Below are 21,084 nucleotides of genomic sequence, written 5' to 3'. Positions count from 1 at the left end.
CCCGCGCTCCTTCGTTCGTGAGGCCTATTCGGCTTTCGCCACTGCCGCCGTATCGGTCGGCGCCGTTCGGCTGTCGACATCGACGACGACGCTGAGCCCGGCCCTCAGCTTGCCCGTGTCCAACGCGTCCTGCGGGATGGCGATGCGGACCGGCACGCGCTGCGTGATCTTTGTGAAGTTGCCCGTGGCGTTTTCCGCCGGCAGCAGCGAGAAGACCGAACCGGATGCCGGCGCAATCGACGTCACCGTGCCCACGATATCGTCCTTGTCGAAGGCATCGACATGCAGGTGCACCTTCGAGCCCGGCACGAGATGCGCGATCTGCGTTTCCTTGAAGTTGGCCTCGACGTAAAGCTGCGTGACCGGAACCAGCGCGGCAAGCCTCTGCCCGGCCGAGACGAGATCGCCGACCTGCACCGAAACGTTGCCCACGACACCGTCATAGGGCGCCTTCAATACGGTGAAGCCAAGGTCACGCTCCGCCTTGTCGCTTGCCAGTTGAAGCGACCGGACCGTGCTTTCCGCCTCGGCACGCTGGGCCTGCAGGACAGCGATGTTGGCCCTGGCCGAAACGATGTTGGCATCCGCGCCGACAAGGTTCGCCTTTGCCTGATCGAGTGCGACGGTGGCGCTGTCCAGCGAGGCGGTCGTGCCGACAGCCTTCGCATTCAGCTCCTTCGCGCGCGTTTCGGCGACCTGCGCACCTTCGAGGGCAGCCTGGTAAGCGGTTTTTTGCGCTTCCGCCTGGGCAAGGCTTGCCTTGGCGCCTTCGATCTGCGCGTCGATACGGTTGAGCGCCAGCTTCTGGGTCGCTATCTGGGCGTCTGCCTGTTCGCGAGCGATGCGGTAGTCACCGTCATCGAGCGTCACAAGCGGATCGCCGGCTTTCACCGTCTGGTTCGCCACGACATTGACGGCGGCCACATAGCCGGAGACCTTCGGCGAGATGGAGGCGATGTCGCCTTCGATGTAGGCATCATCCGTCGAGATCATGAACCGGCCGTTGGTCCACCACTGATAGCCAAACCAGCCGGCCCCGGTGAGCAAGGCCAGCGCGATGACGGGCAGCACGAAACGGCGCGCGCCCTTCTTTTTCTCCGGCTCGCGAGCGGCATCCGCCGAGGGAGAGACATCAGCGTCGGCCGGTGCGGCCTCGCCGGTCTCCGTCTCGAAATCGTCGTTGACCGGGCGGACCTTTGCCGCGCCGGCACCATGGGAAGTCGACATGCGAGCGTCACCATTCTCTGGATAAATGTTCGAACTGAACTGTTCGGTTCGATTTGACATAATGCTATTTTTCCCCCATATCAAGTGAAATCGAACCAACCGGTTCGAAATAGTTTCACCTAGGGTTTCGGACACACAACGATAGATGGACACGACGGAAGATAGATTGACCGTTGCACAGCCGGGAAGGCGCGCTGCCGGGGAAGACCCGGCAAAGCGTGAGCAGATCCTCGACGGCGCTAAACGCGTTTTCATGAAGCAAGGTTTCGAAGCCGCGAGCATGAATGACATCACGCGTGCTGCCGGCGTCTCCAAGGGCACGATCTATGTGTATTTCCAGAACAAGGAGGACCTGTTCGAGGACATGGTCGAACGCGAGCGCAGCAAGCTCACGGAATCGGTCCGCCATGTGCTGGATGCAAATCAGCAGCTGGAAAAAGCGTTGGAAGAGTTCGGTACACTCTTCGCCACCCATGTCACGACCGATTCCACCATTCGCGCCATGCGCATGGTGATCGCCGCCAATCATCGCCTGCCGAAACTGTGTCGCAATTTCTTTTCCACATCGACGGTCAATCCCGTCTCGGTTCTCCAGGCCTATCTCGACAGGCAGGTGGCGGCGGGCGTCCTCGTCTGCGACGACACCGCGCATGCGGCCCGGCAATTCATGGAACTGACCACCGTCGGCCTCTTCAAGCCACGCATTTTCGGCGTAATGGAGGAAGCGCCGCTGAAAGCGACGATCGAGAAGAATGTTGCTTCAGCGATCCGGGTTTTCACCGCAGCCTACCGTGCCAGGCCCTGAAAACATCCGCGACAGCCGCAATCTTATAACGAATACGTGAAATAATGTGTGCCGGGAGGTCCGGCCGCTTGTCAGCCGTCAATTTCCTCATACATACGGAACCGTTCACACACCGTACCTTGGAGAGGAACACACCGGATGGACAGCATTCTTGCACTCATGCAAGACCCGGCCGCTTGGATTGCACTCGTCACGCTCATCGTGATGGAAGTCGTTCTCGGCATCGACAACCTCATCTTCATCTCGATCCTGACAAACAAGCTCCCGGTGGAGCAGCGCGAACGCGCGCGGCGCATCGGCATCGGGCTTGCGCTTGTCATGCGCCTGGCCTTGCTGGGCACGGTCGCCTGGATCGTCAAGCTGACCACCCCTATTTTCGAACTCTTCGGCCACGGCTTTTCCTGGAAGGACATCATCCTGATCGCTGGCGGTCTCTTCCTCGTCTGGAAGGCCACCAAGGAAATCCATCACAATGTGGACCCGATCGACCACAAGGAAGACATGGTCGGCCGCACGGTCGCAACGAACTTCGGGGCGGCGATCGGCCAGATCCTGTTGCTCGACCTGGTTTTCTCGGTCGACAGCATCATCACCGCCGTGGGCATGACGCCGCATCTTCCCATCATGGTCGTCGCCGTGGTCTTTGCCGTGGCGGTCATGCTGCTCGCCGCGACGCCGCTGGCGAACTTTATCGAAAAGAACCCGACCATCGTGATGCTGGCGCTCGCCTTCCTGCTGATGATCGGAACCACGCTGATCGCCGAAGGCATGGGCTTCCATGTTCCGAAAGGCTACATCTACGCCGCCATGGCCTTCTCGGCGCTCGTCGAGCTCTTGAACATGTTTTCTCGCCGGGCACGGCAGAAAAACAAGGGCGCTACCCATCATTGATAAAGAACCGGCGGGATGACAGATCCCGCCGGTTTTCTTTTCTAGGGCCTTGATCGGGGCTGAAGGCGGACCGGACGGGTTGGGAGCTCGCCTGCCGTTTCGTTGGCCACGGGAAGAAACCGGAAAAATCCCCGTGTTCTCCATCTCCGTCGGGTCCGGTTGACACGGTCCGCCCTCTCCTTGCAAACCGTGCGGGACGAGGATTGTTCCTGAAAAACGGCAGGCGTCTCCCGCCGTGTATAAGGGAACCGCAGCCACCCCAGCGGAATTTCCGCAGACCTTCGCTTCATGCATGGACCCCGACATGACCCTAGAGCAGACCTTCGCCTTCGCCGTCATCGCGCTGATGATGGCGGCATTCATGTGGGGTCGGTTCCGTTATGACATTGTCGCGTGCTGTTCGCTGCTTCTTGCACTGGCGCTTGGTATCGTGCCCTTCGACAAGGCGTTTTCTGGCTTCTCCGACGATATCGTGATCATCGTGGGCAGCGCACTGCTGGTGAGTGCGGCCGTCGCGCGCTCGGGGATCGTCAACATTGCGGTGAAGCGCTTCTTCCCGAATCTCATCGCGATGCGCGCACAGCTTGCCCTGCTGCTCGTGTCGGTCGCTGTGCTCTCCGCCTTCATCAAGAATATCGGCGCACTCGCGATCATGATGCCGCTCGCCTTCCAGTTCGCGCGCAAATCCGGCGCACCTGCCTCGAAGTTCCTGATGCCCATGGCCTTCGCCGCGCTGCTGGGCGGCCTCATGACCCAGATCGGCACCTCGCCCAATATCGTTGTGTCCCGCATGCGCCAGGAAATCACCGGCGAGAGCTTCACGATGTTCGACTTCACGCCCGTCGGCGCGACCCTTGCCGTATGCGGCATCCTTTTCATGCTGTTCTTCAACCGCCTCGTGCCGGAGCGCGGCAACAACAATGCCAGCATCGAGGAATCGCTGGAGGCCGCCCCCTATTCCTCCGATGCGACGGTTGAGGACGGTTCGTCATCCGTCGGCAAGTCCCTGAACGCGGTATTGCGCAACGGCGACGGCGAGGTCATCGCGACAGCCGTTATCCGCGGTAATGTCCATCTGAGGCCGCTACCCGATATCGTCCTTCAGGCCAATGACACGATCCTGATGGAGGGCACGGCTGGCGGGCTCGACAAGGTGGTTTCGGCCGCAGGGCTGGCACTCTCGGGCAAGCCGATCCTTCTTGAGCGGGGAGAGGATGGAGAAATCAGTGCGATCGAAGTCGTGGTCGGCACGGAATCCCGTCTGATCGACCTCTCGGCACGCAGCATCGGTCTTTTCCATTCCTACGGCATCAACCTTCTTGCTGTGAGCCGGCAGGGCCAGCGCCTGAGGGAGAAGCTCTCGGAGGTGCGCCTGCGCCCCGGCGATCTCATCGTCATTCAGGGCAACAACCGCACCCTGCCATCGCTCCTGCCGGAACTCGGACTTCTACCCCTCGCCCAGCGCGAGATCCTGCTCGGTTCCCCGCGGCGCGCGATGATACCCGTGCTGATCCTGGTTGCCGCCATGGCGGCCACTGCGCTCGGCGTCGTGCCAGTCGCCACCGGATTCTTCGCCGCGGCGGTGGCCATGGTCCTGTTCCGGGCCGTACCCCTTCGCGAGGCCTATGCCGCGCTGGACGGCGCGATCCTCGTCATGCTGGCGGCCCTCATCCCCGTTTCCGATAGCCTGCGCACGACGGGCGCCAGCGAACTCATCGCCGAATGGCTCGGCGCGGTCGCCGTGCACCTGCCGCCCTTCGGCGCAATAGCCCTGATCCTGCTGACCGCCATGGCTGTGACCCCCTTCCTCAACAATGCCGCGACCGTGCTTGTGATGGCCCCGATTGCCGCGAGCTTCGCCAGCACGCTGGGCTACAGGCCAGAGGCCTTTCTGATGGCTGTGGCGATCGGCGCGGGTTGCGACTTCCTCACCCCCGTCGGCCACCAGTGCAACACGCTCGTCATGGGGCCGGGCGGCTACAAGTTCTCCGACTACCCGCGCGTCGGCCTGCCGCTTTCGGTCTTGATCGTCATCGTCAGCGTTCCGGCACTGCTCGCTGTCTGGCCCGTACAGTAACAGACGGAGTTTTTCTTGACGCGCCGGGCTGAATATGGTCTCACCCAGCCCAATGGAAAGCCTCTTTCCGCCGTGTGAAACGGCTCAAAACCGGGCTATCCCCTCCATAAGTCAAGACGGGCCACATCATGAGCACTTCCGGAACCGCATCCGGCGTTCGCGTACGCATCGCACCCTCCCCGACCGGCGAACCGCATGTCGGCACCGCCTATATCGCGCTGTTCAACTATCTCTTCGCCAAGAAGCACAACGGCACCTTTATCCTGCGCATCGAGGATACGGACGCCACGCGCTCCACGCCGGAATTTGAACAGAAAGTGCTTGACGCGCTGAAATGGTGCGGCCTGGAATGGTCGGAAGGCCCTGACATCGGCGGTCCCTGCGGCCCCTATCGCCAGTCCGACCGCAAGGACATGTACCGTCCTTACGTCGACAAGATCGTTGCCAACGGCCATGGCTTCAAGTGTTTCTGCACGCCCGAGCGGCTGGAGCAGATGCGCGAGGCCCAGCGCGCCGCCGGCAAGCCGCCGAAATATGACGGCCTCTGCCTGACGCTTTCTGCCGAAGAGGTCACGAAGCGCGTCGAAGCCGGCGAGCCGCATGTCGTACGCATGAAGATCCCGACCGAAGGCTCTTGCAAGTTCGTCGACGGCGTCTATGGCGAAGTCGAAATCCCGTGGGATGCGGTCGATATGCAGATTCTGCTCAAGGCCGACGGCATGCCGACCTACCACATGGCCAACGTGGTCGACGACCACCTGATGAAGATCACCCATGTGGCGCGCGGCGAGGAATGGCTCGCCTCGGTGCCGAAGCACATCCTGATCTATCAGTATCTCGGTCTCGAGCCGCCGGTCTTCATGCACCTGTCGCTGATGCGCAATCACGACAAGTCGAAGCTCTCAAAGCGCAAGAACCCGACCTCGATCTCCTACTATTCGGCGCTCGGCTACCTGCCGGAAGCGCTGATGAACTTCCTCGGACTGTTCTTCATCCAGATCGCCGAGGGTGAGGAACTGCTGACCATGGATCAGCTTGCCGAAAAGTTCGATCCGGAGAACCTGTCCAAGGCCGGCGCCATCTTCGATATCCAGAAGCTCGACTGGCTGAACGGCCGCTGGCTGCGCGAGCAGCTGACCGAGGAGCAGTTCACCCAGCGCGTGCTGGAATGGGCCATGGAGAACGATCGCGTCCGCCAGGGCCTCAAGCTCTCGCAATCGCGCATCTCCAAGCTCGGCGAACTGCCGGACCTTGCCGGCTTCCTGCTGAAATCGGATCTCGGCCTGACGCCGGAGGCCTTCGCCAAGGTGAAGTCCACCCCGGAGGAGATCCTCGAAGTGCTGAACCAGGTACAGCCGGATCTCGAAAAGATGCCGGAATGGACAGTCGAAAGCATCGAGGCGGAACTGCGCGCCAGCGCCGACAAGCTCGGCAAGAAGCTGAAGGTCGTCGTGGCCCCGCTCTTCGTCGCCGTTTCCGGCTCGTCGCGCTCGCTGCCGCTGTTCGACTCGATGGCCATCCTCGGCCGCTCCGTCGTGCGCCAGCGCCTCAAGGTCGCCGCACAGGTGGTGGCATCGATGGTCGGTAGCGGAAAGTAAGGACTTAGAAGAATGAACGACAAGACAGAAACCGCCCTTTCGTCCGATCCGACGGAAGTCCGCCGCCAGAAGCTCGACCAGCTGCGCAAGACGGTCGGCGATGTTTATCCGGCGCATTTCCATCGCACGATGTCGAATGCGGAACTGGCCGACAAATACGAGACGCTGGAACCCGATACGGAAAGCGGCGATGTCGTGACGGTCGCCGGCCGCGTCTATTCCTCGCGCAATTCCGGCATGTTCATGGACATCCATGACGCCTCGGGCAAGATCCAGATCTTCAGCCACAAGGACACCACGCCGGAAGAGGCGCGCAACCTCCTCCCGATGATCGACATCGGCGACATCATCGGTGTCACCGGCGTCGTGCGCCGCACCAAGCGCGGCGAGCTTACGATCAACGCACAGCACATCGTCATGCTGACGAAGACGCTGCTGCCGATGCCCGAGAAGTGGCACGGCGTTTCGGATGTCGAAATCCGTTATCGCAAGCGTCACCTCGACATTATGACCAACGAGGAATCGAAACTGCGCTTCCAGCAGCGTTCGAAGATCGTGTCGGGCATCCGCCGCTTCATGGAAAACGACGGCTTCATGGAAGTCGAGACGCCCATGCTGCACTCGGTCTACGGCGGCGCGACGGCAGAGCCCTTCAAGACGCATCACAATACGCTGAAGCTCGACATGTACCTGCGCATCGCGCCGGAACTGTTTCTGAAGCGCACGCTGGTCTCGGGCCTCACCGACAAGGTGTTCGAGATCAACCGCAACTTCCGCAATGAGGGCGTGTCCACCCGGCACAATCCCGAATTCACGATGATGGAGTGCTACTGGGCCTACGCCGACTACGAGGACATCATGGACCTCGTGGAACGCCTCTTCGCCGAGCTGGCCATCAAGATTCACGGCTCGACCGAGTTCGCCTATGGCGACAAGGAACTCTCGTTCAAGGGCCCGTTCAAGCGCGTGCCGATGCCCGATGCGGTGAAGGAAGCGACCGGCATCGACTTCCTTGCCATCAAGACGGATGAGGAAGCGCGCGCCGCCGCCAAGGCTGCCGGGTTCGAAGTCGAGAAGGACTGGACCTGGGGCGAGTGCCTTGCCTTCATCTTCGAAGAGAAGGTAGAGGGCACGCTGATCCAGCCGAGCCACGTCACCCACTTCCCGAAGGATATCTCGCCCTTCGCCAAGGAAGTGCCGGGCGAGCCGCGTCTTGTCGAGCGTTTCGAGACCTATTGCAATGCTTGGGAGCTGGGCAACGCATTTTCCGAACTCAACGATCCCGAAGAGCAGCGCGCCCGCATGGTCGAGCAACTCAATCAGGCGCATGCGCGCGGCGAGAAGGACAAGCAGCTCGATGACGAGTTCCTCGACGCCATCGACCAGGGCATGCCGCCCGCCGGCGGCCTGGGCATCGGCGTGGACCGCCTGATCATGCTGCTGACCAACGCCCCGTCGATCCGCGACGTCATCCTCTTCCCGGCCCGCCGCGCGAAGGCTGACTGAGGTCGGATCTCGCTCCCAAAAGACAAAGCCCCGTCACCGGCCGGTGACGGGGCTTTCTGTTAAAATCGCGCAGCGTTGCTTTACGCCTCGATCGACACGTCGCCGATAGGCCGTGAGCAGCAGGCGAGGATGTAACCTTCCTCGATTTCGTCATCGAGAATGCCGCCATTGTGGTGCATCTCGACCTCACCGGAGATCTTCATCACCCGGCAGGTGCCGCACAGACCGCCTTCGCAGGCCGCACCGATACGCACGCCAGCCGAACGCGCCGTCTGGAGGATGGTCTGGCCGGGCGCGCATTTCGCGTCCTTGCCGGCCATGGTGAAGGTAACGGTCGAGACCGCATTGGCATCGACCTCCTGTTCACCCGCACCTGCCCGGATCGCGATTTCCTCCGGCGCCGGAGCAGCCGCTGGCTGGAAGCTTTCCTCATGGTAGCGGTCCATGTTGAAGCCGCACACCTTGAGCATGTCGCGCACGCCGCGCATGAAGGGTTCCGGGCCGCAGCAGAAGACGGTGCGATCACGGAAATCGGGCGCCAGCAGCGACAGGCGGGCAGCATCGATGCGGCCGCGCACGCCATGCCACCCGTCACGCGGGTTGTGGCCTTCAACGACGAAGCCCAGGGAAAGATTGGGCATCTGGGCTGCGAGACATTCGAGTTCCGCCTTGAACAGCAGATCTTCCGGCGTGCGGGCGCAGCTGACGAAGGCAACGTCCGACTGCGGGCTGCAATCCGACATCCACCGCGTCATCGACATCATTGGGGTCACGCCGGAGCCGGCCGAGATGAAGAGGTACTTCTCCGCTGGATAGCGCACGAAGGAAAAGTCACCTAGCGGGCCGAACGCCTTCAGCTTCATGCCGGGACGCAGATGATCGAACATCCAGCGCGTGCCGATCGAGCTCTTCTGCGCCTTCACCGTCACGGCGACGGAGAAGGGGCGCGAAGGGGTCGAGGACAGCGTGTAGGTCCGCATGACCGGGTCGTCTTCCGACACCGGCAACTCCAAGGTGACGAACTGGCCCGGCAGATACCGGAACCAGTTGTCGCGATCGGAACGGAAGGTGAAGGTCATCACGTCGGTCGTCTCCACCGTGACGGCGATGCATTCCAGCATGTGCTGGCGATCGTTCCACGGCTGGAGTTCGTCGAAATGGCGAAAATCGCTCGTGACCGTCATGTCAGGCTACCCGCGACAGCGGCTTCTTGGCGCCGTCGAGCCGCTCCACCATGAAGTTGGTGTACCACTCGACAAACTGCATCACGCCACCCTCGTCTTCGGGCGAGTAGGGGCCGGGCTGGTAGGCCGGCGAGCGGATGCCGAAGGCATTTTCCTCGACGATGCGGCGGTCCTGGTCGTTGGTTTCCGTCCAGACATGCGTGAGTTCATCGAGACGGTAGTCGACGCCTTCGACCGCATCCTTGTTGACCAGCCACTTCGTCGTGACCTGCGTCAGCTCGGGGCCGAGCGGCAGGACGCGGAAGGTGATGGCGTGATCGGCCAGCACGTGGTTCCAGGTCGTCGGATAATGGAAGAGCAGCAGCGTGCCGATATGGCTTTCCAGCACGTCGCTCGACAGCGGTCGCTGGACGGCGCGTGCGCCGGACATGGTGTAGCTCTCGGCATCCTGGATGAGAGGCATGCGCGCCGCGCGGAACTGCCCGGTGGGCGAGATCTTGAACTCGCTCGGCAGGCCGGCGGCTTCGCACTTTGCCCAGTGTTCGGCGATAACGGGATCATCCTTGGCGCCCTGCACACCCGTCGCGCTCGGCGCTTCGGGATAGGTGCGGCAGAGTTCGGGGTGGTTGGCCGCGCAGTGGTAGCACTCGCGGTTGTTTTCCCAGACGAGCTTCCAGTTGCCCTTCTCGATGATCGTGCTTTCAAAGGCGACCTTCGTCTCGCCGAGGCGATGGCGGGCGAGATAGGGATCGACCAGATTGCGGAACGGCGCGAAATCCGGCGCTTCGTCGGCAAGGCAGATGAAGATATAGCCGCCGACCGTCTGGCAGTGGATCTGCTTCAGGCCGTGTTGGGTCTTGTCGAAATCCTCCGCCATGTGGCGTGCGAAGAGCAGCGAACCGTCAAGTTCGTAAGTCCACTGGTGGTAGGGACAGACGAGCTTGGCGGAGGAGCCCTTGTGCTGCGTGCACACACGCGAACCGCGGTGGCGGCAGGAATTGTGAAGGGCGCGAATGGTGCCGGTCCGGTCGCGGGTGACGACGACGGGATAATCGCCCACCTGCACCGTGAAATAATTGCCGGACTTGGGGATCTCGCAGTCGTGGCCGATGAAGAGCCAGTCGCGGTACCAGATCGTCTCAAGATCGAGCTTGTAGTAGTCGGGGTCGATGTAGAAGGCCTGCTCGAGGCTGTGGCCTTCGCGCCGGTTCTTGAGCTTGCGGAGCACGTCGCTGTGAATGTCCATGCCGGATCCTCAGAATATCCAAAATTTGCTGAGGCGCGCTTAAGGAGACGGCATCCGGCGGCAAGCCGCACGGTCTGCACGCTTCCCGGCCGCCCGCCGCAGCCAGTCACGATCGTTACTCCAGGCTGGTTTCCGGGCTGAGGAGTGTCCTTGGCCGGTCATGACCCTGTCAGAAAGCCTCGCGGCTCGCTTTGGGACCATGCCTTCCGGACCTGGTGCAGCGCCTTCCCGGACCTCCCGTCCAGTGGCTTCCTGCTGCACCGTGCTCCAACACCGTTGCGGGGGCAGCGCCGGATTTAAACCGGCTTCCCAATTCTCCACCCCTCCCTTGGAGGCGGCACCTTGAGTGTTCTTATCTAACCGCAAGAAAGACCTGGCGGCACGCCGGAAAACGACATGGCATCATGTTTTGACGACAGCAGTCTATGCGGACACATCATCCCCATCGCCTTCATTAAGTCAAAAGTATCAATGCGATGCGCCTAATTTTGCAGCGCAATGCGAATAGTTTCGGCAGCAAGTCGCCGCAGGCTGATATGTTGTCATATTGCGACCACAAAGGGTGCATCTGGAAAGTGGGCCTTTTCGGAAAGGAAAGTTTAACGACGTTTCCATAATCTTCCGTCGACAAGAGTGCGGCGATGGGGTGCGACGGTGCAGCAGACAGCTTTCCGATACTACGACGCTGTCGCTTTCAAGCGTGCGAACCCGCCCCGATCTGCGCATACCGAATTCCTGCGCACCGGGCGGATCGATCGCACGCCGACTTGGAGCCCCACCGAAAAACGGTATCTCAGCTACGAAGAAGTCGCCGAGCGCACGGGCCGCAAACTGGAGCGGGCCGGCAGCGTCACCCATGGCCGCATCAACCGCTTCCATCAGTCCATCCAGTTTCCCCGCCTGATCTTTCACCGAACGCTCACCGGAACGCCGCATCTCGGTTATTGCCACATCACTGTCGCCAACTCCCGCTTCGCCGAATTCGAGAATGTGCAATGGGCCTTCTACATGGCGAATTTTCAGGCTGATATCGGCGCTGACAGCGATCACGGGGAACAGTTTTTCGACAACACATCCCGCAAGCCGGGTCGCATGTACTTCGCCGTGGCCATCACGCCCGCGGAAGAAGCCGGCCGGCTCAAGATTGACTGCAAGATACGTGGAAACGGCGTACTCTTCCGCACCGATGACCCGAAGCTGGCGATGAAGAACGTCCTGATGCTGGGCGCAGGCAGCGAGGCGCTGCGCAAGACCATCCGGGCGATGTAGGCAGGTAGCGCCTGATGGCTCAGGACGCCCGGTAGAGCATCCAGTCGCGCCCGGAAGCAGCTGATGCGCCTGGCCCGTGCACCACAACTCTGTCACCGCCGCCTGCCCGTGCCTCAGCCAATGCCTGCTCGCAGGCGGATGAAAGTGCCAGCGCGCTATCGGCCCGATCGGACATGCATACGCCGGCGGAAAGCGTGAGATGGCCAAGATTGCGGCCCGTGCGCGGATCGCGCAATGCAACCGTTTCGAAGGCGGTACGCAACTGATCGATGAGCCGCAGCACCTCCGCTTCCTCCGACGTGTGGAACAGGAACCCGAAGCGTAACCCGTCGAAGCGAACGGCGAGATCCTCACCGGGAAACACCTGACGGATCAGGCCGCCATAAAACGTCACAAGGTGGTCCGAGAGGGCCTCGATCTGCCCGGGAGAGAAGCGCCGTCCCGCATCGACTTCGGCAATGGCAACGCCGCACAGCATGGGCAATTCGGGATTGGCATAAATGCCGGCGAGCGCCTTGTTGAAGGCCCGGCGATTGCCCAGCTTCGTCGGCGGATCGATGAACTTCATCGCCTCGAATTCCGCCATCTCTTTCTGGATCCCGTCCATGACGGCCGATTGCGCCGCAACCTTCTGCGCCATTTCGGCCGTATGCGTGACGCGTAGCTCCGTCGCCCGCTGAAGGGCTTCAAGCGAACTGCCCAGCACACCCTCACCCATGCCGCTGGCATTGCGGATCACCTGCGACGCCTCGCCGATCAGGCGGCCATAATCGGAAAGCGATGCGCGCTCCTGGCCGAGCAGGTCCATGAAGTTGGCCATTTCGTTGGTGATCGCGCCCGCCGAGCGCTGCAGCACGCTCGCCTCATGCTGATGCGGCAGGTATTTGCGGCCGAGTTCGTCGAGCCCCGCCTGGGTCTTGTACTTGCCCAGCGCAATGAACTCGCGCACGAGATCCGGATTGTTGCCCGAATAGGCCTCATAGACCAGCTCGTAATTTCGCGGCAGGCCCTCGATGCCCATCTGCTTCATAGCCGTCGCAACGCGAAGCGCGACATCAATCGTGGAGGATTTCTTATGTGTCATCAACCGGAACCTGTGGCACAACCTGTTACCATCAGGCATATCAGTGCGCCCTTACGGCCAGTCTAATCAGGTCGCTCCAATTTTAGGCAATGGGCTGGCCTCTTGGCATTCCCCGCCAAACCCCTGTAAAGGAAGCCGACGAAACGGAAGGGCAGAATGGCTGATATCGTGGACACGAGAACGCATGCGGCGGCAGCCCTGGAGCGCGCCTGCGAGACCCTGTCCCGCGGCGTGCCCGTAGCCATTCCCACGGAAACCGTCTACGGCCTTGCAGCCGACGCCACCAACCCGCTGGCGATCACCCGCATTTATGAAATGAAGGGTAGGCCGCGCTTCAACCCGCTGATCTGCCACATGACCGATCTCGCGATGGCGGAGAAACATGCGGTCTTCGATCCCGTTTCGCGGGCACTCGCGCAAGCCTTCTGGCCAGGCCCGCTGACGCTTGTTCTGCCCATTCGTCCCGAGAGTGCCATCCATCCGCTGGCGCGCGCCGGCCTCGATACGGTCGGCATCCGCGTGCCAGCGGGTTTTGCAAGCCGCCTGCTCGAAGCCTTCGACCGTCCGCTGGCGGCACCGAGCGCCAACACGTCGGGCAGGATCAGCCCCACGACGGCCCGCCACGTCGCCGACGACTTCACAGACAAGTTGGAACTCGTTCTCGACGGCGGCCCGGCGACTGTCGGGCTGGAGTCGACCATCCTCAAGGTCGAGGGCGACACGATCCGGCTGTTGCGCCCCGGCGGCCTCGATGTCGCCGAGATCGAACGCGTAGCGGGCCGACGCGTCCAGCGGAACGAAAAGGCCGGTGCTGCCATCGAGGCGCCCGGCATGCTGGCTTCGCACTATGCGCCCGTTGCCCCCGTGCGGCTTAACGCAAGCGATGTCAAACCCGGTGAAGTGCTCATACGCTTCGGCGGCAAGCCGCTTCCGGGCGAGGATACCGCCGCGCTCGTGCTCGATCTCAGCCCGGCAGGCAACCTTGCCGAAGCGGCCACAAACCTGTTCGGCTATATGAAGCGTGCCGACGCGACCGGAGCCGGCTCCATCGCCTTCTCGCCGATCCCTGAGACAGGCCTCGGCGAGGCTATCAACGACCGCCTGCAACGGGCCGCCGCGCCGCGCGGCTAGATTTATGACGGCATTCCCCGGCGCCGATGCAATCGCGTGGGCAGGAGATGCACAGGAAGGAACGACGACGCATGGTCAAGGCGACCTTTTCCCCCGACCTCATCGCGCGGTTCGCCGCCATCGTCGGCCCGACCCATGGCCTTGTCGATGACAGCGATATCGCCCCCTATCTGATTGAAAGCCGTGGCCTGTATCACGGTGTCTCGCCGCTGGTGCTGCGGCCGGGAACCGTGCAGGAGGTCGCCGATATCCTGGCGCTCGCCACGGAAACGCGCACAGCGATCGTGCCGCAGGGCGGCAATACCGGCCATGTCGGCGGCAGCGTGCCGCGCGAAGGGGCCGCCGACGTCGTGCTCTCACTCTCCCGCCTCAACCGCATTCGTGATATCGATCCGGTGGGCAATGTCATCGTCGCCGATGGTGGCTGCGTTTTAGCCGATATCCAGGCGCAAGCCGAGGCGGTGGGCCGCCTCTTCCCGTTATCGCTCGGTTCAGAGGGGTCCTGCCAGATCGGCGGCAACCTTTCCACCAATGCCGGCGGCACCGCCGTTCTCGCCTATGGCGGCATGCGCCAGCTTTGCCTCGGGCTCGAGGTCGTTTTGCCCACGGGCGAGATTTGGAACGGCCTTCGCCGCCTCAAGAAGGACAATACGGGCTACGATCTGCGCGACCTCTTCATCGGCGCGGAGGGTACGCTCGGCATCATCACGGGCGCCGTGCTCAAACTGTTTCCCCGTCCGCTCGGTCATGAGGTCGCGTTTGCCGGGCTTAAATCCGTCAAGGACGCGCTGGCGCTGTTCGAGCGTGCCGCCAGCCGCTGCGGCACCGCACTTACGGGCTTCGAGCTGATGCCACGCCTCGGCGTGGATTTCACCACGCGGCACATTCCCGGAGTCCGCGACCCGCTCGCCACCCCACACGATTGGTATGTGCTGATCGATATCTCGACCTCCGATGCCGCCGAGACCGCCACGCGCATGATGGAGGCACTTCTGTCCGAAGGTTTCGAAAACGGGCTGATCGGCGATGCCGTGATCGCGGCAAGCGAGGAACAGCGCAAGGCGCTCTGGCACATGCGCGAAAGCATGTCGCCGGCACAGAAACCGGAAGGCGGATCGATCAAGCACGATGTCTCGGTGCCGGTTTCCGCCATCCCGGACTTCATGGCGGAAGCGGACACCGCCGTCATGGCCGCCATTCCCGGCGCGCGCATCTGCTCCTTCGGGCACATGGGCGACGGCAACATCCACTACAACATCTCCCAGCCCGTGGGTGCCGACAAGCAGGCCTTCCTCGACCGTTGGCGCGAGATGAACCACCTCGTCCACGGCATCGTGCTGAAATATCACGGCTCGATTTCAGCCGAGCACGGCATCGGCCAGTTGAAGCGCGACGAACTCGCCGCGGTGCGCGAGCCGATCGAGATGGATCTGATGCGCAGGGTAAAGCGCGCCTTCGACCCCGCCGGCATCATGAACCCCGGCAAGGTCTTGAAGGCCTGACGTCAGGCGCCGCCGGTGCGCAGCTGCGCCAGCGACATCATGAGGTCGGCGCTGATGCCGGCCGAACCCGAAGCGGTCAGCACGGACAGGGCGGGATCGGTCGTCGCCTGATTGTCCAGATCGTAAAGCACCGAGAACTTCACGATCATCTTGGAGACCTTCTCCGGGTCCTGCAGGTCCTTCAGGTCCAGATGACGTTTGATCATGTCGGCCTGCGCATCGATGTTGGCGCTGCCGACCTCGTCAGGCAGCTGGAACAGCGTCTTGAAGACCGCAAACAGCGCGTCGTCCGCAAGAATGTCATAGGCACTGCTGACCGACGGGGCCTTGCGCTCGAAATAGAGGGCGAGGCGTACGCCGGCATTGTCGCTGCCCGCTTCCTCTTCCAGCATCTGCCGGACATGACTGTCGATGGTCTCGTAGATGCCGCGCCGCGACTGCACGGCATCGGCATCCGGCTGCACGACCTTGCCATCGGAATTGAAGTTGAAGGAGGCCACCATCTTTCGATAGGCGCGGTTGGACTGCTGGTTGGCGAAGCTCTTGGGATCGTCGAGATCGGAGGTGAAGATCTTCGCCATGAACTCCGCATCGACGCTTTTGGTGTCGATCCCGTTAGCCGTCAGTACGAAAGCGACGAGGCGTGCATCGGACAGAAACTCCTTTACGGTCTCCACTTTCTGCATCTGGGCGGAGTAATATTCCGCCTCCTTCTGCGCCAGCTCCTTGTCGTCTTTCGTGCCGAAACGGGATTTTGCCGTCAGATAGGCGCGCGACATCACGAGAATTTCGGCTTCCGACTGCGCCAGCTTGGGCGCCGTCACATTGCCGTCCGGCCCGAAATTGAACGCCTTCGCCAGTTCGACGAAGCGCTCGTCCTTCAATTGATACACGTAGCTTTTCGGGTCGTTGAGATCGCTTTTCAGCACATTCTTGATTGTAAACGCCGAGACTTTGGCCGGATCGATGCCGAAGGCCTTCAACGCGAAGCTGTAGAGCGTGGACTCGCCGAGGAAGTCCTGCAGGGTCTTCACGGCGCCGATCTGTCCCTTGAAGCGCTTGATGGCGAGCGCGTCGGCCTCTTCGTCCTTGTCATTATAATGTGTGAGATATGCGCCGGCGGTTTTCGCCGTCTGTGTGGCCGTCTGCGCGCTGTCACCCGCAGCAAGCGTGCCGTCCTCCTGAAAATTGAAGGCCGCGCGCAACGCGACATAGTTGGCCTTGTCGGCGCCGCCGAAGGCGTTGATGTAGCTCGACGGGTTGTTCGGGTCAGGATCGCTCGTGATGATATTGCGGATCGTCAGGCTGCCGACCGAAAGCTTGTCGAGCCCGTAGGCCACCTTCAGATAGGCGACGAGGCGCGAGTCATCGGCAATTTCCTGCGCGGTGGTGATGCTGCCGATCCGGCTTTCGAAATACTCCTGATGGATCAGGGCCGCAGCCGTCGTCACACGCGGATTGGAGAGCGTGTAGAGTTCCTCCGTGCTCGTCTTCTGGCTTGCATCCTGAACCGTTCCGGCCACCGCCGTCCCGTCCGCTGCGAAATTGAAAGCCGCTGCAAGCATGAAATACTTGTTGGCACTCGAAATGATCGTGTCCTGACGCGCGATTTCCGTCTTGAGCGACGCGATGCGGGACGCCGCCTCCGCGCGCGGAACCAGCACCGTATCGAGATCGGCCACGGCGGTCTGCTTTTCGACCAGCTCCGCCTGATAATCCGACCGGCGGGTCTGGAGGGTCGCCTTCGCCGCCTCCTTGCTGTCGATGAGCGCTTGAAGCTCCGCAGCGCCAAGCCCATCCGGATTGGTCGAAAGCCGGGCGATCTCGGCATCCAGGTCGGTGATCTGGGTCTGCAAGGCCGGGATGTCGGTTTCGAGCTTGGTGATGCGTGTCAGATGCGTCTCGCGCAGCTGTAGCGGGGCCAGCGCATCGCTCGCCACCTGCCGGGCCTCCTGGGCTGCAATCACACCGGCACCGAACTGCGTGTTGATGTAACTGGACGGATCGTTCAGGTCGCTCGAAAGCGCGCCACGCACGGCCTCGCGCGAGTATGTCTTGGGGTCGATACCGAAGGCCGTGAAGACATAGCTTCGCAGCCGGTCATTGTTGAGAAGCTGATCAACGTTCGTGATCTGGTCGATCACGGCATTGTAGTACCGGCTCTCCTCCTTGATCGCCGATCCGGCATTGGCTGCGCCCGCGGTGTAGAGGCCGATGACTTCATCGAGCTGCGCGTCGGTCTGGGCCGTCGCCGTTGTGGAGGTGTTGAAGGTGAAGGCGCTCGCAAAGTTACGGTAGCGCTCGTCCGTCAGCTTGTTGGCAAAGCTGTTGGGGTCGGCAAGGTCGCTGTCGAGCACCTTGCGCATGAACGCCTTGGCGTAACTCATGTCGTCCAGACCATAGGCCTTGACCGCATAGGAATAGAGCCGGTGATCGTCGAGGAACGCGTCGACCGAGGTAACCTTGCCTATATTTTCCTTATAATAGGCGGCATCGCGCGCATTGACCGTCTCCGTCGCCGTTCTGTCCAGCGACTTCAACAGGTCCTTCGCGATGAGGTTGTAGCTCGTATAGGTCGACAGCATCGGGAACCGTTCCTTCCAGTCATCGGCAAGCCGATCAGCTGTATTGTCGCCGTCGAGGCTTGTCCCGACCTGTCGGCATGGCACCGCACACATTGCCCCGCCGGCATTCATAAGTTCGAAACCCTAGCCGGTTCGGTTTTGCTAACCATCGGGAACCGCAAAGTTTTCTTAACCGCAATTTTTAAGCGGCTCGGAAGGGACCGCGCCTATTCTCGCTCTCAGAGGACGAAAAGTCCCGATGAGCAGACCGGATACCGGCTCTCAAGGAAAACAAGGGCGAAAGACATGCTGAATACCGTTTCCAAGCCGGCATGGGCCGGCAACACGCTCCGGCTCGATCCCAAGCGCTTCCCGCAGCAGGTGTCGTTCGAGCTGCGCGCCGAGGGAACCGATGCCACCATCACCCTCGACGAGCGCGGGGCAGTATTGCGCAAGGTTCTGCCGTCGAGCGGCCTTCCGCTTTCCATCGCGCTGCCGGCTCGCGCCTTCAAGGGCGTCGCCGCCCGCGCCATCGACCATGGCAACGGCGACGTGACCGTCACCCTCGAACTCCACCACGACGACCCGGATCTCTGCATTCCGCTGCTGGTGGCGCACGATCTTTGCGATATCGCCGCCGACTGGCGCAGCTGGTCGGATGCCTACCGCATCCCCATGCTGATGGTTGAAGCCGATGGCGTGGCCCGGCCTCTCGATGAAAATCTTACCGTAGGCAGCCGCCCGGCCAAGCCGCGCCGTCGCCATTCCTACTTTGCGGACCGCCGTCCGCGCTTCCTCGTGCGTCGCACGACGGGCAAGCTCGGCGTCCAGATGAAGATCGACGGACGGGAAATCATCGCCCGCCGTTGAGCATGCGCAGACCTCCATGAAAAGCCGGCCGTTCCCTGCGGCCGGCTTTTTCGCGCCAGCCTGTTCCCGCAGGAACACCCGCCTCCGCCCCTTCATGCCACATAGCGTTCAGCACCGGTCAGGCCGGAACGAACGCAAGGGACGGATCACATGGCAAAGCTCTTCACCACACTCCTCATCCATCTCCGCAAGGCGGATGCATCCCTCGTCTCACATGGACGTCCGCCACGCCGCGGCTTCGAGCTTGCCATGCATCCCGCAACGCTCCGTCGCGCAGGCCTTCGCTCGCAGAACGGCACGCACCGCGGTTAAGGATCAGGCAAAGGGAATGGCGACAGCCAGCGCGAGGAAGATACTAAGGCCGACGACGCCGTTGAACTTGAAGAGCGCCAGGCACTGCTCTGGATCGTCGATGTCGAGTGTCCTGATCTGCCAGGCCAGCATGAAAGCCGCGACGACGAGCCCCAGCCACGCGACGAGGCCGACGCCGGCAAGCCAGAAAGAGACGGCAATCAGCCCAACGGTCAGGCCGTAAAGACCGGCCAGCCATTGCTTGGTTCGTTCGCCAAACAGGCGCGCGGTTGAGCGCACGCCGATGAGTGCGTCATCTTCCTTGTCCTGATGGGCGTAAATGGTGTCGTAACCGACGGTCCAGGCGATTGCGGCGACATAGAGGGCGCCGGCTGCAAGGGACAGCTTGCCAAATTCAGCGGCCCAGCCCATGAGCGCTCCCCAGGAAAACGCCATGCCGAGGAAGAACTGCGGCCAGTCCGTGAAGAGTTTCGCAAAGGGATAGATCGCGACGATCAGCAGCGAAGCGATCGCAAGCAGCATGGCGAACAGGTTGAACTGAAGCAGCACGACGAGGCCGACCAGCGTCTGCAGGAGCATGAACACCTTCGCCTGCCGGCGCGTAACGCGGCCGGACGGCAGCGGACGCGAGCGGGTGCGCGCCACCGCATTGTCGATATCGTGGTCGACGAGATCGTTATAGGTGCAGCCTGCGCCCCGCATGGCAACGGAGCCGATGAAGAACAGTGCGAGATGGAAGACGAAACGCGTCCAGTCGAACGTCCCCGCGGCGGCCGCGACATTGGCGGCGAGCACAGCCGACCAGAAGCACGGCCACATGAGCAGCTGCCAGCCGATCGGCCGATCCCAGCGCGCAAGCTGCGCATAGGGCCATAGTGCGCGCGGCAGCGCGCGATAGACCCAGTTGTTGGACGGTGCATCGGCAACGCGGCCGGAATCGGTCGAAGTGGTGATCATGCACCTTGATCGCAAGCGTCCACGTTCCGGTCAAGCGGCACGCCGTCGCAACCATAAGCCCGCGACGGCGCTTTGGGTTTAGCGGAGCGTGAAATCAAACCTGTAGGTCGCCGCGACACCGATCAGGAACTGATCGCGGTCGCCACGCTGCTTGACCAGGCTCGAGTCCGCCGCCGGGCCGACAAGGCGCTTGTATTCGGCAAAGGCGCTCGTCTCGATCTTCTCGTTGACCTGCCAGGTGATCGCAGCACCCGCGCCAACGGACTGGATGCCACCGCCCGGATCATAGGCCGCAAGTCCGGAGGCCGCGACTTCGCTCGGCTTCACGCCGTAATAGGCCTTCATGTAGTCCTTGGACGCAATAGTCATGCGCGGGCCTGCCGAAACCCGGACATTAGGCACAACGTCGACGAAGGCATCTGCCGCGATATCGGCAACCACGCCATGATGGCTGCGGATACCATGGCGCACCTCGCCGCGCAGGCGCAGGAAATCCGTCGGATAGACTTCGGCGAAAGCGCCGAGCTCTCCGCCGAACTTGACCGGCGTCAGGCCCTTCAGATCGTCCGAATCCCCCTCGTCGCGCGGCATGATCAGCTTGCCGGTCGCGCCAGCGCGAAAAGCGCCGTTGTCGATGAGCGCGAAGGACGGATTGTCGTTGCGCGAGGAGAAGCGAACGGTGCTGCCGGCCTTGCCAAGCGAGATCAGCGGCGTGACCTGGAAAAGGTACTTCTTGGACCCCTCGTAGCGCGGAGCGGAAAACCCGGCCGCACCCACCTTCAGATACCAGTCGCCGGACCAGAAATAATCGCCGGCGCTGGCGGATACGGGCGCAAGCAGAAGCGCAGCCGCAGTCATTGC

17 protein-coding genes and 1 riboswitch are annotated in these 21,084 nt (G+C 62.1%); of the genes, 10 read left to right on the top strand and 7 right to left on the bottom strand.

All coding sequences use genetic code 11. The annotated features are described in order from the left end of the window. Positions 1–24: 24 nt before the first annotated feature. A complete protein-coding gene (locus MNR02_RS02895; RefSeq protein WP_241948026.1) occupies positions 25–1,227 on the bottom strand; it encodes an HlyD family secretion protein in 1,203 nt (400 codons plus the stop codon). Between the two features lie 280 nt (positions 1,228–1,507). Between MNR02_RS02895 and MNR02_RS02890 the strand changes: the two genes are divergently transcribed. The 5 genes from MNR02_RS02890 to lysS all read left to right on the top strand — a co-directional run bounded on the left by MNR02_RS02890 (position 1,508) and on the right by lysS (position 8,104). After that, entirely contained in the window at positions 1,508–2,032 is a 525-nt protein-coding gene (locus tag MNR02_RS02890; protein ID WP_241601769.1) for a TetR/AcrR family transcriptional regulator, read from the top strand. Between the two features lie 138 nt (positions 2,033–2,170). Next, positions 2,171–2,923: a TerC family protein gene (locus MNR02_RS02885; protein WP_241601760.1), complete on the top strand. Its 753-nt coding sequence runs from the start codon at positions 2,171–2,173 to the stop codon at positions 2,921–2,923. A 304-nt stretch (positions 2,924–3,227) separates the two neighbouring features. Then, complete coding sequence (locus MNR02_RS02880; protein ID WP_241948025.1) at positions 3,228–5,000, top strand: SLC13 family permease; 1,773 nt, start codon at positions 3,228–3,230, stop codon at positions 4,998–5,000. A 128-nt stretch (positions 5,001–5,128) separates the two neighbouring features. Next, positions 5,129–6,598, top strand: coding sequence for a glutamate--tRNA ligase (gene gltX / locus MNR02_RS02875; RefSeq protein WP_241948024.1), 1,470 nt, complete (start codon positions 5,129–5,131; stop codon positions 6,596–6,598). Positions 6,599–6,610: 12 nt separating this feature from the next. Beyond that, positions 6,611–8,104, top strand: a complete 1,494-nt coding sequence (gene lysS / locus MNR02_RS02870) for a lysine--tRNA ligase (protein WP_241948023.1) — start codon at positions 6,611–6,613, stop codon at positions 8,102–8,104. A gap of 80 nt (positions 8,105–8,184) precedes the next feature. On the opposite strand, the gene MNR02_RS02865 is transcribed toward lysS, so the two are convergent. Together MNR02_RS02865 and MNR02_RS02860 are read right to left on the bottom strand one after the other, a co-directional pair. Then, positions 8,185–9,288 carry a hybrid-cluster NAD(P)-dependent oxidoreductase gene (locus MNR02_RS02865; protein WP_241948022.1) on the bottom strand — a complete coding sequence of 368 codons (1,104 nt, stop codon included), beginning with the start codon at positions 9,286–9,288 and terminating at the stop codon, positions 8,185–8,187. Position 9,289: 1 nt separating this feature from the next. Beyond that, complete coding sequence (locus MNR02_RS02860; protein WP_241601750.1) at positions 9,290–10,534, bottom strand: aromatic ring-hydroxylating dioxygenase subunit alpha; 1,245 nt, start codon at positions 10,532–10,534, stop codon at positions 9,290–9,292. Between the two features lie 105 nt (positions 10,535–10,639). Further along, positions 10,640–10,894, bottom strand: a riboswitch (cobalamin riboswitch). A 294-nt stretch (positions 10,895–11,188) separates the two neighbouring features. Between MNR02_RS02860 and MNR02_RS02855 the strand changes: the two genes are divergently transcribed. Further along, complete coding sequence (locus MNR02_RS02855) at positions 11,189–11,803, top strand: DUF6656 family protein (protein ID WP_241948021.1); 615 nt, start codon at positions 11,189–11,191, stop codon at positions 11,801–11,803. Positions 11,804–11,822: 19 nt separating this feature from the next. On the opposite strand, the gene MNR02_RS02850 is transcribed toward MNR02_RS02855, so the two are convergent. Continuing rightward, positions 11,823–12,887, bottom strand: a complete 1,065-nt coding sequence (locus MNR02_RS02850) for a diguanylate cyclase domain-containing protein (protein ID WP_241948020.1) — start codon at positions 12,885–12,887, stop codon at positions 11,823–11,825. Between the two features lie 156 nt (positions 12,888–13,043). On the opposite strand from MNR02_RS02850, the gene MNR02_RS02845 reads away from it, so the two are divergent. Then, on the top strand, positions 13,044–14,018 hold the full coding sequence (locus MNR02_RS02845) for an L-threonylcarbamoyladenylate synthase (RefSeq protein WP_241948019.1): 975 nt from the start codon (positions 13,044–13,046) through the stop codon (positions 14,016–14,018). A 71-nt stretch (positions 14,019–14,089) separates the two neighbouring features. After that, positions 14,090–15,520 (top strand): FAD-binding oxidoreductase, encoded by a 1,431-nt coding sequence (locus MNR02_RS02840; RefSeq protein WP_241948018.1) that lies wholly within the window; start codon positions 14,090–14,092, stop codon positions 15,518–15,520. A 2-nt stretch (positions 15,521–15,522) separates the two neighbouring features. Here the strand turns inward: MNR02_RS02840 and MNR02_RS02835 are convergent, their stop codons facing one another. Continuing rightward, a complete protein-coding gene (locus MNR02_RS02835; protein WP_241948017.1) occupies positions 15,523–18,105 on the bottom strand; it encodes a DUF1217 domain-containing protein in 2,583 nt (860 codons plus the stop codon). Positions 18,106–18,390: 285 nt separating this feature from the next. Here MNR02_RS02835 and MNR02_RS02830 point away from each other — a divergent pair, with 285 nt between their 5' ends. Together MNR02_RS02830 and MNR02_RS02825 are read left to right on the top strand one after the other, a co-directional pair. Beyond that, positions 18,391–18,954: a DUF6101 family protein gene (locus tag MNR02_RS02830; protein WP_241601742.1), complete on the top strand. Its 564-nt coding sequence runs from the start codon at positions 18,391–18,393 to the stop codon at positions 18,952–18,954. Between the two features lie 150 nt (positions 18,955–19,104). After that, entirely contained in the window at positions 19,105–19,266 is a 162-nt protein-coding gene (locus MNR02_RS02825) for a hypothetical protein (RefSeq protein ID WP_241601739.1), read from the top strand. Positions 19,267–19,269: 3 nt separating this feature from the next. Here the strand turns inward: MNR02_RS02825 and ubiA are convergent, their stop codons facing one another. Next, on the bottom strand, positions 19,270–20,223 hold the full coding sequence (gene ubiA, locus MNR02_RS02820; protein ID WP_241948016.1) for a 4-hydroxybenzoate octaprenyltransferase: 954 nt from the start codon (positions 20,221–20,223) through the stop codon (positions 19,270–19,272). Between the two features lie 78 nt (positions 20,224–20,301). Then, complete coding sequence (locus MNR02_RS02815) at positions 20,302–21,081, bottom strand: MipA/OmpV family protein (protein ID WP_241948811.1); 780 nt, start codon at positions 21,079–21,081, stop codon at positions 20,302–20,304. Positions 21,082–21,084: the final 3 nt, after the last annotated feature.

The sequence above is a fragment of the Shinella sp. H4-D48 genome, from assembly GCF_022637395.1.
Taxonomy (GTDB): Bacteria; Pseudomonadota; Alphaproteobacteria; order Rhizobiales; family Rhizobiaceae; genus Shinella; species Shinella sedimenti.
The sequence above is the reverse complement of the archived record's forward strand: the minus strand, read 5'-3'. Positions and strand labels throughout refer to the sequence as shown.